Origin of the sequence: Micromonospora sp. NPDC049559, assembly GCF_040676675.1 — a bacterium.
Taxonomy (GTDB): Bacteria; Actinomycetota; Actinomycetes; order Mycobacteriales; family Micromonosporaceae; genus JBFAPK01.
On the sequence record NZ_JBFAPK010000064.1, the window covers coordinates 17,642 to 29,153 of the forward strand.

Annotated in this window: 10 protein-coding genes; 5 read left to right on the forward strand and 5 right to left on the reverse strand. The window is 74.6% G+C overall.

What is annotated here, in order from left to right; translation table 11 throughout:
* Window positions 1-74: 74 nt before the first annotated feature.
* The gene (locus tag AB0J86_RS37795) at window positions 75-851 is read right to left on the reverse strand and encodes a glucose 1-dehydrogenase (RefSeq protein ID WP_363863384.1); all 777 of its coding nucleotides are present in this window, start codon (window positions 849-851) and stop codon (window positions 75-77) included.
* A gap of 314 nt (window positions 852-1,165) precedes the next feature.
* Window positions 1,166-3,613 (reverse strand): glycoside hydrolase family 44 protein, encoded by a 2,448-nt coding sequence (locus AB0J86_RS37800; RefSeq protein ID WP_363863387.1) that lies wholly within the window; start codon window positions 3,611-3,613, stop codon window positions 1,166-1,168.
* A 402-nt stretch (window positions 3,614-4,015) separates the two neighbouring features.
* On the opposite strand from AB0J86_RS37800, the gene AB0J86_RS37805 reads away from it, so the two are divergent.
* The gene (locus AB0J86_RS37805; RefSeq protein ID WP_363863417.1) at window positions 4,016-4,891 is read left to right on the forward strand and encodes an AraC family transcriptional regulator; all 876 of its coding nucleotides are present in this window, start codon (window positions 4,016-4,018) and stop codon (window positions 4,889-4,891) included.
* A gap of 30 nt (window positions 4,892-4,921) precedes the next feature.
* On the forward strand, window positions 4,922-5,377 hold the full coding sequence (locus tag AB0J86_RS37810) for an Rrf2 family transcriptional regulator (RefSeq protein ID WP_363863390.1): 456 nt from the start codon (window positions 4,922-4,924) through the stop codon (window positions 5,375-5,377).
* Window positions 5,378-5,419: 42 nt separating this feature from the next.
* Here AB0J86_RS37810 and AB0J86_RS37815 read toward each other — a convergent pair whose 3' ends face one another.
* Window positions 5,420-6,634, reverse strand: coding sequence for an FUSC family protein (locus tag AB0J86_RS37815; protein WP_363863393.1), 1,215 nt, complete (start codon window positions 6,632-6,634; stop codon window positions 5,420-5,422).
* 183 nt (window positions 6,635-6,817) lie between these two features.
* Here AB0J86_RS37815 and AB0J86_RS37820 point away from each other — a divergent pair, with 183 nt between their 5' ends.
* Window positions 6,818-6,997 carry a DUF4236 domain-containing protein gene (locus AB0J86_RS37820; RefSeq protein WP_363863396.1) on the forward strand — a complete coding sequence of 60 codons (180 nt, stop codon included), beginning with the start codon at window positions 6,818-6,820 and terminating at the stop codon, window positions 6,995-6,997.
* A 172-nt stretch (window positions 6,998-7,169) separates the two neighbouring features.
* Here AB0J86_RS37820 and AB0J86_RS37825 read toward each other — a convergent pair whose 3' ends face one another.
* Complete coding sequence (locus AB0J86_RS37825; RefSeq protein ID WP_363863399.1) at window positions 7,170-8,078, reverse strand: hypothetical protein; 909 nt, start codon at window positions 8,076-8,078, stop codon at window positions 7,170-7,172.
* An 89-nt stretch (window positions 8,079-8,167) separates the two neighbouring features.
* Window positions 8,168-8,689 carry a VOC family protein gene (locus tag AB0J86_RS37830; RefSeq protein WP_363863402.1) on the reverse strand — a complete coding sequence of 174 codons (522 nt, stop codon included), beginning with the start codon at window positions 8,687-8,689 and terminating at the stop codon, window positions 8,168-8,170.
* 45 nt (window positions 8,690-8,734) lie between these two features.
* On the opposite strand from AB0J86_RS37830, the gene AB0J86_RS37835 reads away from it, so the two are divergent.
* Complete coding sequence (locus tag AB0J86_RS37835) at window positions 8,735-9,211, forward strand: MarR family transcriptional regulator (RefSeq protein WP_363863405.1); 477 nt, start codon at window positions 8,735-8,737, stop codon at window positions 9,209-9,211.
* Window positions 9,212-9,269: 58 nt separating this feature from the next.
* Entirely contained in the window at window positions 9,270-11,429 is a 2,160-nt protein-coding gene (locus tag AB0J86_RS37840; RefSeq protein WP_363863408.1) for a tetratricopeptide repeat protein, read from the forward strand.
* The last annotated feature ends 83 nt before the right edge of the window (window positions 11,430-11,512 follow it).

The window sequence follows — 11,512 nt, forward strand, 5'->3', positions numbered from 1 at the left end:
CGCGGACCTGCCGAGTCCGCGCGGCGCCCGCGCGTTTCGGGTACGACGGACCGGGCCCGCCGCGACGGTACGCGTCAGCCGTGGGTGGTGATGCCGCCGTCGACCGGGATCACGGCCCCGGTCAGGTACGCGCCGGCGCGCGAGGCGAGGAAGATCGCCGCACCGGCCATGTCGTCGGGGCGCCCGATCCGGCCCAGCGGCACCTGGTGCTCGATGGTGGCGCGGGTGGTCGGGTCGTCCAGGGCGAAAGCCATCATCTTGCTCTCGAACGGGCCGGGGGCGATCGCGTTGACCGTTATGTGCTCGGGTGCGAGCTGGTGCGCGAGGCTGCGGGTCAGCATGTGCACCGCCGCCTTCGTGGCCGAGTACGCGTAGACCTCCATCCACGGCACCCGGATCCCGTCGATCGAGCCGATGTTGATCACCCGGGCCGGGTCCTCGCGGGTCGCCGAGCCGCGCAGCGCGGGCAGCAACGCGGTGGTCAGCCGGAACACCGCCTTGACGTTGACCGCCCAGAGCTTGTCGAAGGCGCTCTCGGGGTACGCCTCCAGGGGCGCCCCCCAGGTGGCGCCGGCGTTGTTCACCAGGACGTCGAGCTTCGGGAAGCGCTCCTGGACCTGCCGGGCCAGCCGGTCGGCGCCCTCGACACTGGCCAGGTCGGCCGGGATCGCCTCGCAGCTGCCCAGTTCGGAGAGCTGGTCGGCCACGGCCGCGCAGACGTCGGCCTTCCGGGATGAGATCACGACGTGCGCGCCCGCCTCGACGAACCCGCGCGCGATCATCAGCCCGATGCCCCGGGATCCGCCGGTGACGAGCACCGTCTTCCCCTCGACCGTGAACAAGTCCGGCATGCACACCTCTCCGAAATCTCGCCGCAGCTCTTGTGACGCGCGTAACGTCTCGGCTACTGTTCGGTAACTTAGTCGTGCCGGCTCCGCCGGACAAGTCCGCCGGTCCCGCCCGTCCCTCGGGTCCGTCCCGTCCGCTTCCGGCACGAACTGTCGCACTGATTACCCGCTCCACTCTGGCACCGGCCCTCGGCGCACTCGCCACCGGCCCGGCGGCACCGGCCGGCGGCGACCGCGTCACCGCCGGGCGCCGTTGGTCCCGGGCGCCTCCGCGGAGGAACGCCGCCCGGGACCAACGGCCACCGGTACGAGCCGAACTACGGTTCGACCCCGGCGACGAGCCGCCCGTCGACGTACATGGTGACCCGCGTGGTGTCGGCGAACGAGGGCGCCACCGGGCGCCAGCTGTAGTCGTTGCGCTCGTCGAAGACGGACGAATCCCTGGTCACCCGCAACAGCACGGGCCCGGACGAGCTCGACGCGCCGAGGTTCCCGGCCGCCCGGGTGAAGCCGACCTCCAGGTACGAGTCGGCGCCCGGCCGGCCCCGCGGCACCGGTACCACCCGCCGGGTCACCGCGGCGCAGCCGACCCGGGCCGACTCGCACTCGGTACGCAGCCCGCCGGCACCGGCGTCCCGGCTGAACCAGTACCGCAACGTGACCCGGGAGAGCGCGAGCGGCTGCCGCCCCGCGTTGAGCAGCTGCAACCCCGGCCTGATCTGCCGGTCAGCCGGGTCGAAGTCCTGGTTGGCGTGCTGGACCACGAACTGCGGGCCGCCCGGTCGGGGCGCGGTGACCAGGACGAGTTCCCCGCCGGGCGGCGACTCGTTGCCGGCCGCGTCCCGGGCGACGACCCGGAAGCCGTACTCGGCGGCGGGGGTCAGCCCGGTCAGGGTCAGGCCGGTACCGGTGGTGCTGCCCGCCCTGTAGATGTAGTCGGTGTGCCGGGCCCAGACGTCGTACCCGGTCACGCCCACGTTGTCGGTCGACGGGGCCCAGCTCAGGGTGACCGTGTCCGGCCCGACCTGCGACGCCGCCGGGGTACCGGGCGCGGTCGGCTTCGTCGTGTCCGGTACCGGCTTCTCCACCACGAAGAGCGTGACCGAGTCGGCCGGGAAGGTGTACGAGAAGGTGCCGTCCGCCGCGCCGGCCTGCGGCGGCGGGCGCAGGATCCGCGGCGCCGAGCCGGCGACGATGGCGTTCAGGTCGCTCGCGCCGTACCGGTAGACCTTGGCCGAGGTGCCGTAGTGCTTGCGCAGGTTGACCGTGCTACTCAGCTCGGTACCACTCTTGTTGACCACCATCACGGTCAGCGCGCCGTCGGCGCCGCGCTCGGCCGCGTACACGGAGAGCTTCTCCTGGTCGGCGCTGGTGGCGCGGACGGCGGTCTCGCCGAACCGGCCGCCGGCGCCGTCGTAGTTGCGGTACATCCGGAACGCGTACGCGCCGGGCTGGCCGGCCGAGGGCGGCGCCCAGAGGGTGGCCAGGTCCAGCCCCTCCCGGCCGAAGATGCCCAGGATGTCCGCCTGGGTGAGCGCGCCGTTGATGTGGTCGAGCGCGCCCCAGTTGTACTCGGTGATCGCGGTCTTCGTGCCCGGGTAGTTCGCCGCCACCAGCTCGCGCATCCGCGGGATCAGCCGGACCTGCGTGTTGATCCAGCTCTCGTCCAGGTAGGACGGGTCCCACAGGGCCCGGGTGGAGCGCAGCCGCAGGGCGTTGGTCGCCGGGTCGTTGCCGTTGCCGAAGGCGACCCCGGAGGCCTGCGGGTAGAAGTGCATGTCGAAGTAGTCGAGTACGCGCTGCCGGTGCTGGTCCTCGTAGCGCTTCATCTGCTGCAGGTACCAGGTGGTGAACGGCAGGCCGTCGCGGGCCGCCCGGTCCGGCGGGTCGGCCCAGCAGCCGGTACGGCCGCAGACCTCCTGGTCCAGGCCGGAGTAGTCCCACGAGGTCCAACCCCAGCCCACGGGACCGAGCGTGGCGGCGCTCGGATCGGCCGCCTTCACCGCCGCCCCGATCGCGTACGCCTGGTCGCGAAGTTCCACCGCGCTCGCACCCGTGGGATGCACGTCCCGGTGGGTCGAATGCCAGATGTCGGGCTCGTTGTCCAGGTTGTAGAAGGCCACCCCGCCCTCGGCGGCGGTGCCGTACCTGCCGGTCAGGTGGTCGACCCAGGCCCGTACGTACTCCGGGCCGACCTCGACGCTCGTGTCGTGCGGATCGTTGCCGGTGATCACGCTGCCGTCCGGCCGGACCCCGTTGCCGCAGTCCGGCCGCCACTCGTCGGTACGCTGCTGCGGCCCGTACTTGGCCACCGAGAAGCCGCAGGAGCCGTCGCGGGCCTTCGGCGCCCACCCGATCAGCGGCACCGTGAGGATGGTGTCGGCGCCGGTCCGCTGGTCCTGCTCGACGAAGCGGTCCGTGCTGGAACCGTCCGGCAGCTGCTCCGGAGCGTCGTTGGCCTCGGCGATGTTCTCGAAGAACCAGTCCGAGGCGCGGTTCGTGGTGTCGTACCGGTAGTGGTAGCGGGTGGTCGCGTTGCCACCCCAGCGGCGCACCGGCAGCGCCAACTCGGCGGCGAGCGCCTCGTCGGCGAAGTTCATGCCGTAGACGTACGGGCTGATCGGGTGCCGGTCGGCGGAGAGGTCGACCTCCAGCACCGGGCCGACCGCGGCGGGTGCGGAGCGGGCCGAGCCCGGCGCGAGGGCTACGCCGCCGGCGGCGAGCAGGGTGGCGAGGGCGAACGGCAGGACGGGACTGCGGGGCATGGATGATCTCCAGGGTTCCCGGGCGCCCGGCGCAGGTCCCGGGCGCGCAGCTGCGGACAGCGAGTCCACGGACAGTGATGGCCCCACCGCGCGTCGTCCAGCCCGGACCGCGTCAGGCTACCGACCACGCCGGGCCGAGGTCAACGGCGAACGTCGATGTACGACCCGCCGCCCGCCGCCTCGGCGCGTACGCCCGATCCGCAGCCGGGAGGGTGAGCTCGGTACGGTGCAGGCGTGCCGGCCGACACCCGGGACGGTGAGATCGGTGCGGTGAAGGTGCGCCGGCCGCCCGGTCGGGCTAACGTCGGGCCGATGGTCTATTCCGGTCACTTTCCAGGCCGCGGCGGCGGACTCAACCTCGCGCCCGGCTGGGCCGGCGTCGACACGACCACGCTGCGTGAGATGGCGGCCGACCAGGCGTACCGGCGTCCCGTCCTGCTCGACCACCACCTGCTCCTGCTGGTCACGGTCGGCCACGGCACGCACGAGGTGGACTTCCGCACCCACCCGTGCCGGCCCGGCACGCTGATCTGGGCCCGCCCCGGCCAGGTGGTCAGGTACGGCGGTCAGCCCGGCCTCGACGCGATCGTGGTCTGCTGGGACGGGGCCGCGCTGGCCGAGCTGGACACCTCGGGCGCCAGCACGGCGGCCTTCGGGCCGGCGTACTGGCAGCTCGCCGGCGAGGACGAGGACGCCGTCATCAACGAGGTGAGCCAGCTGGTGGTGGACTGCCAGCGGCACCGCTCCGGGGAACGCGCCGCCGATCTGCTCCGGCACCAGCTCGCCGTACTGCTGCTGCGGCTCGCCCTGCTGCCCGCCGCCGAGCGGTACCCGGCCGGCGCACCCGGCCCGGGCCCGGGCGGGACCGAGCCGGCGCTGGGCACGTTCCACCGGCTGCGCGAGGAGGTCGAGCGGTCGTACGGGCGGACCCGCCGGGTCGAGGACTACGCGGAGCGGCTGCGCTGCTCGGTCCGTACGCTGACCCGCGCCTGCCTCGCGGTGACCGGCCGCAGCGGCAAGCAGGTGATCGACGACCGGGTGACGTTGCAGGCGATGCGGCTGCTCGCCGCCACCGACGCGCCGATCGCCGACATCGGGCGCCGGCTCGGCTTCCCCGAACCCACCAACTTCGGCCGCTTCTTCCACCGGGAGGTCGGGCAGAGCCCGGGCGCGTTCCGGGCCGGGCTCGGCTCGGGCGGCCGGCAGCGCCTGCCCGAGCAGCGCGGACCGGTCCGTCCGGCCGCCTTCACACCGTTCGAGGGCGGCCCGCTCCCCTGATTCCGGGCGCCCGACGTGCATGATGGTGCCGTGCAGATCTCCGCGCGCGGCGACTACGCGGTACGGGCGTCGCTGAGCCTCGCCGCGGCGTACCCGTCGCTGCTCTCCGCCCAGGCCATCGCCCAGGAGCAGGACATGCCCCGTAAGTTCCTGGAGGCCGTCCTGGCCGACCTGCGCCGGGCCGGGCTGGTCCGGGCCCAGCGCGGCGCCGAGGGCGGCTACACCCTGGCCCGCCCGCCCCGCGAGATCGCCGTCGGGGCGATCCTGCGCGCCGTGGACGGGCCGCTGGCCGGCGTACGGGGGCTGCGCCCCGAGGAGACCCACTACGACGGCGCCGCCGAGAACCTGCCCCGCCTCTGGGTGGCGGTGCGCGCGGCGGTCCGCGACGTCCTCGACGGGGTGAACCTCGCCGAGCTGGTCAGCGGCCGGATGCCCGCGCACGTACGGAAGTTGACCACCCGGCCCGACGCGTGGCAGCCGCGCTGAATCCGCCGGTGCGGCGGCGAGCGTGCCCCGACGCGACCGTGCTCACCCGGTCGACCCGTCCCCGTCCGGGTGGGACTGCGCGTACGCCACCTCGCGGATCCGGCGCAGCGTGGTCTCCCGGTCCTTCCCGGTCGCCTGCAACAGGTCGCTGACGGCGGTGCGGATCTGGCCCACGATGACCGTGCCGGAGAGCCTGGTTCCGGCGATCTCGGCCCGGGTCGCCTCGGCCACCGCGCGCAGCGCGAGCGCGGGCGCGTGCTCCGTGAGCGTGTCGGCGAGCACCTCCCGCTGCAGGGCGTGTACGGCCGCGCTGAGCGTCTCGATGGCGGTGGGCAGGGTCTCCGGTACCGGCTCCCGGTCCTCGATCAGCACGACGACCCGGCGGGCCAGGACGCGAGAGTTCCAGACGGCCCGGTCCATGTCCGCGGCGCCCAGCTGGTAATGGCGGACCGCGCGGCGCCACGGCCACCGGAACGGAGCCAGGTCCACCGTCTCCTTCGCGCCGCCGAACGCGTCCCAGAACCTCCCCAGATCGGTGCCGATCTCCTCGGAACGCTTCAACGCCCGGCTGGCCAGGTCGTGGTCGCGCTCGCGCAGCGCGGACGCCGTCAGCCTGAGCTGGTCGGCGAGCTGCCGCAGCGCCGGGGCGGCCACCCGCCGCATGATCCGCAGCGGATTCAGCGGCAGCAGCACCAGCGCCACCACCAGGCCGACGGCACCACCGATGAGCGCGTCGAGGAAACGTGGGAACTCCAGGGTGTGCCGCGACGACGACAGGGCGCCCAGGAGCACGGCGGTACCGCTGGCGTGACCCACGACCCCGCCGCGGGTGCTGACCAGGAGGGACAGCAGGATCGCGGCCGTGACGATCACGCCGGTCTGCCAGAGGCCGGCCCCGGTGAACTCGATCAGCAGGTCGGAGACGAGGATGCCCAACGACACCCCGACCAGCAGTTCGATGGTGTTGGGCAGCCGCCGGCCGAGGGATGACGTGATCACGGCGACGGCCGCGGCCGGCGCGAAGACCGGATTCGACATGTCGGTCAGCCAGCGCGCCGCCGCCCAGGCCAGCGCGGCCGACAGGCCGGCCTGGAAGGCGAGCAGGAACTTGATCCGGAACTGCTGGAGCCGGTCCCGCCCCGCCGTCCGGCCGCGCCGGCCCAGGTGCGCCAGCGCCACCTCGGCCCGCTCGGCCTCGGGTTCGGCGTGCCTCGCCGACCCGTGCCGCTCCTCGCCCCTCGGCTGCCCACCCGTCACCGGCGACGGCTACCCGGAAACACCACCCGCAATCGCCGTCTCCGGGTACCCCGGGGCACGGCGCGCAGGACGCGCAGGAGGCGGACGGCGGCCGGATCCGGACGACGTTTGACAGACCTCGCGCCTGGGCACCCTTCGCCGCAACACAGTCATCCGTCGGAACCACTCGAAGGGAGCACGGACGTGGGTCTGATGTTCCGCAAGCGCAAGAAGATCGGTCCGCTGATCCTGAACTTCACCGAGAACGGCTTCTCCTCCTGGAGCGTCAAGATCGGCCCGTGGTCGTGGAACTCGCGCGCCCGGGCGCACCGCGTCGACCTGCCCGGACCGCTCTCCTGGAAGCAGGACAAGTCGCGCGCCTGAGCCGTCCCGGAACCGCTTTCCTCCGGTGGTGGCGGCGGTAGGCACGGGCGGGGTACCTGGCGCTCGGCCCGTACCTACCGGCCTCCACCGGTCGTCGGCCGGCCGGCCGCTCATCCGAGCGCCGGCCGGCTCCGGTTCACCGCCCGGCTCTAGTTCACCACCCGACTCCGGTTCACCGCCCGGCCGGACGGATGACCACGTCCCCGCCGAGCCGCCCCTCTTCCGGCGTACGCGTGACCGCGCCCTCGGCGAGCAGGGCGGTGAGCGCCCGGTTGGTGTCCTCGGCGCGGAACAGGGTCTCGGTCAGCGTGAACTCCCGCAGCTCGGTGACGTCCGCCTCCCCCACCTCGCGCAGCCGCCCGAGCAGATCGCCGCGCAGCGGCGCGGAATCGGGCTCGGCCCCGGCGTCCAGTCGCAACCCCTCCGGCCCCTCATAGCGGACGCCGTGCCCCTCGGTGGACCAGAGGGCCTCCTTGAACGCCTCCAGGCTCTTCCCGGACGAGGTGGCGAAGACCAACCGCCGGGACGCGCCCGAGTCGTCGTCCGGGCCGGGGCCGTGGTCCAGTTGGACATCGGTGACCAGGCGGAAGCCGGCCTCCCGCAGCTCCGGTCGCGCCAGCCGCGCCGACCCGCCGAGGAGCAGCAGCAGCTCGGCCGGGCGTCCCGCCGTCACCGCCGCCAGCACGGCGCGCTCCGGCGCCGGGCCGTCGTCCGCGTCGAGCCAGGCCAGCAGCGGCGCTCCGGTCGCCCCGGCCGCCGCCAGCGCCACCGGCACCCGGTCCGGACCGCCCGGTACGAGGTGCGCGTCCACCGTTGCCGGCAGCGACGCGCGGGCGTCGTCGAGGCGTACGGCCAGGTCGCCGGGGTGCGCCGCGAGCGTCACCGCGGTCAGCCGTCCCCGGGGCGCGTCGGTCAGGCCGGCGAGGATCCGTACCGCCGCCTCCGCGCTGCCCGCGTCGGGTCCGGCGTACGCCTGCACGAAGGTCGCCCGGCGGGCGCGTCGCAACGCCGCGGGCGCCCAGCCGGCCAGCCGGCGCAGGAGCAGGTCACGGACGAGGGCACGGATCGGGTCTGGCGTCATCCAGCGGTTCTACCGTGACCGGCCCGACCGGTCCGCACCGCCCCCGCCGGATCCGCCCCGCTCGGCGGTCCGCCCCCGCCCGGCGCCGGTCAGGCCGGTACGGAGACGCCGACGCCGCCGCGGGTCTGCCCGCCGTACCGCTGCTTCTCGCGGGCGAGGTCGAGCCGGCCGATCCGCTTGCGTCCCTCGATCGCCCGCTCGTCGAGCAGGTCGGCGGGGATCAGCCAGACGATCTCGAACTCCAACCCGTCCGGGTCCCGCCCGTAGAGGCTCTTGGTGGTGCCGTGGTCGGAGCTGCCCACGAGGGCGTCCGCCGCGGCGAGCCGGGCCGCGGTGGCCTCCAGCTCGTCGAGGGTGTCCACCTCCCAGGCGAGGTGGTAGAGGCCGACGGTGGTACGCCCGGCGCCCGAGGGCCCGGCGCCCGCGCCGACCTCGAAGAGGCCGAGGTCGTGGTCGTTGGTGGAGCCGGGCGCCTGGAGGAAGGCCGCGCCGGCGAAGCCGTCCGGCGTCATCGGTACCGGCCGGAAGCCGAGGACGTCCTGGTAGAAGGCGACGCTGCGGCCCAGGTCCCGCACGAAGAGCACGGCGTGGTTGAGGCGGTGGATTCCCATGCGGCAACGGTAGCGCGAGTTGGTTGAGCGTTCAACTATTCGGCTATGCTCTCTGGCATGACCCGCTGGCTCACCCCCGAGGAGCAACGCACCTGGCGCGCCTTCCTGGCCGCCACGCGCGGGCTGATGGACGCGCTCGACCGCGAGCTGCAACGCGACGCGGGGATGCCGCACGCGTACTACGAGATCCTGGTCCGGCTCTCCGAGGCCCCCGAGCGGCGGCTGCGGATGAGCGAACTCGCCGACCTGACCGGCTCGTCGCGCAGCCGGCTCTCGCACGCCGTGGCCCGCCTGGAGGAGTCCGGCTGGGTACGCCGCGAGGAGTGCCCGACCGACCGGCGCGGCCAGTTCGCCATCCTCACCGAACGGGGCTTCGCCGTGCTCGCCGACGCGGCCCCCGGGCACGTGGCCGGCGTCCAGCGCCACCTCTTCGACCAGCTCACGCCCGCCCAGGTGGACCAGTTGCGCCAGATCAGCCAGGCGTTGGTCGACCATTTCGGACGGGACGGTTCGACATCATGACCAAACTGCCCAGCGGCTCCCTCTTGTACTGACCGTCGCCGGACACGCACGATGGGGCGTGTCCTCCGGCCTCGGCGAAACCCTCGTCCGCGCGAACGACCTCGTGGCCGCCGGCGACCTGGCCGGCGCGCACGCGCTCCTCGGCGATGCGCTCGCCGAAGCCGATCCGAGACCCGGGACCGCCTCCCCCGAGCTGACCGAGGCCGCCGGGCTGCAGGCGCGCATCCTCGTGGCGCTGGGCGACCCGAACGCCGCCCGCAGCTGGGCCGCCTTCGCCCACACCGCCGCCACCCGGCTGCACGGCACCGCCGACCCGCGTACCGTCGCCGCGGCGGCCACCCTCGCCGCCGTACTGCACCGGGTCGGCAACGACGAGCGGGCCGCCCGGCTGTACCAGGACGTGATCATCGAGCTGACCGCCACGGACGGTCCGGAGTCGCTGCGGGTGCTGGCCGCCCACGCCGACCTCGCCACGGTCGAGTTCGCCCTCGGCGAGTGCGAGCTGGCCCGTACCCGGTTGCAGGACGCCTGGGAACTGCACCGGGAGGTCTACGGCGACGGCCACCTGAGCGGGATCAAGATGCTGGCCCGGCTCGGCGCGATGCAGCGCGACTGCGGGCGGCTCGGACTCGCCCACGAACACCTCGCGCTCGCCCGCCAGCTCTGCCGCACCTACCTCGGACCCGACCACCCGCTCGCCATCCAGGTCGCGGCGCTGGCGCGCGCCGCCCCGAACCCGGAGCACGTCTGCGCCGACGGGCAGCGGCCCGGCGGGCTCTCCGGCGTCGCGCCGCCGACGGTACCGGTTCAGCGGGTCGCGCTCGACCAGACCGCGCCGGCCCGGCCCGCCGCGCCACCCACCCAGCCCCCACCGGCGCCACCAGCGCCACCCGCCCAACCGCCACCCGCCCAGCCGCCATCGGCCGCGCCACCAGCGCCACCCGCCCAGCGACCGGCCGCGCCGCCCGGCCAGGCGGACCCCGGCCCGGCGGACCCCGGCGCGGTCGATCTCGGCCCGGCGAGTGTCGGCGCGGCCGATCCCGGCCCGGCGGAGGTCAACGCGGCGGAGCACGGCGCGGTCGATCCCGGCCGGGCGGACGTCGACGCGGCGGACGGCGGCGCGGCCGTGGCCGGAGCCAGCCGCTTCCGGGCAGACCCCGACGACCGGCCGTCGCGGACAGCCGACGACGACCCGCTCGTCCGGGAGGCCGACCGGGACCCGCTCTTCCGGGAACCGCCCGACGCCCGGCCCGCCGCGCGCGGCGGCGACGGCACGCTGCCGCCCGGGCGCGACGACGACACGCTCTTCCGGGAGCGACCGGACGACCCGCTCTTCCGGGAACCACCGGGCGTGGGGCCGTACCGGTTGGACGCCGACGACGACCGAGACCCCTGGTGGCCGCCGGATGCCGCGAGCCGGGTCGAGCCGGACGACGCGACGCCCGGCCGGGCCGGCGCCACGGCGACGAGCGCCAGCACGCCCGGCGCGGACACCACCTTCGGCACCACCAGCGGATTCGGCGCCACCAGCGGGTTCGGCGCCGGGACCGGGGACGACCCGGCCTGGGGCGCGCCGACGGCGGGCGACGTGACCGGCGAGATACCGGGCGTCACGTCGGTCGCCGCGGCCGGAACCCTGTACGCCGGCGGCGGGTACGGCGAGCCGGAGGGCGTACGCACCGTCCGGCACCTGCCGGAACTCCGCCAACCGGCGCGGCTGCCCGTGCCGTACCGACCGGCACGGCGCAGCCGGCTACTGCCGATCATCGTCGCCGGGCTGGTGGTCGCGGTGCTCGGCGCGGCGGTCGTCATCGTCGGCTTCCTCCGCGTACGCGATCCGGAGCCCGACCCGACCTCCACCGCCGGCGCCGGACCGGTGGCCAACACCGCCAGCGGCCCCGCCGCCGCGCCCGGCGCCAGCGCACCCGCGGCGGAGCCACCGCTGGTGACGGGCCTGCCGCCGACCGGCGTGAAGCTGACCGACCACCGGGACAGCGTCGCGCTGAGCTGGACCTATCCCCCGGGCGCCGAGGGTCCGGTGGTGATCTCGGGTGGCCGTACCGGGCAGGACCCGCGCGCCTTCCAGGAGCTGCCGCCCGGCACCGGCAGCTACGTCGTCTACGGCCTGAACCGGACGTTGGACTACTGCTTCACGGTCGCCGTCGTCTACTCGGTCGACGTGGTGGGCCGGGCCAAGCCGGTCTGCACCAGCCGCTGACCCCACGCTCGCCCGATTCCCCACTCGTGGGGGTGGGGGGAAAACGGCGGCTTTGGGGTTAAGTAAGAATGGTTTTGGGCAGA

Bases quoted from the DNA above. Each gene is read 5' to 3' on its own strand.
- AB0J86_RS37800 (WP_363863387.1), bottom strand. From the start codon at position 3,613: ATGCCCCGCAGTCCCGTCCTGCCGTTCGCCCTCGCCACCCTGCTCGCC.
- AB0J86_RS37825 (WP_363863399.1), bottom strand. From the start codon at position 8,078: ATGACGCCAGACCCGATCCGTGCCCTCGTCCGTGACCTGCTCCTGCGC.
- AB0J86_RS37795 (WP_363863384.1), bottom strand. From the start codon at position 851: ATGCCGGACTTGTTCACGGTCGAGGGGAAGACGGTGCTCGTCACCGGC.
- AB0J86_RS37830 (WP_363863402.1), bottom strand. From the start codon at position 8,689: ATGGGAATCCACCGCCTCAACCACGCCGTGCTCTTCGTGCGGGACCTG.
- AB0J86_RS37805 (WP_363863417.1), top strand. From the start codon at position 4,016: ATGGCGGCCGACCAGGCGTACCGGCGTCCCGTCCTGCTCGACCACCAC.
- AB0J86_RS37835 (WP_363863405.1), top strand. From the start codon at position 8,735: ATGCTCTCTGGCATGACCCGCTGGCTCACCCCCGAGGAGCAACGCACC.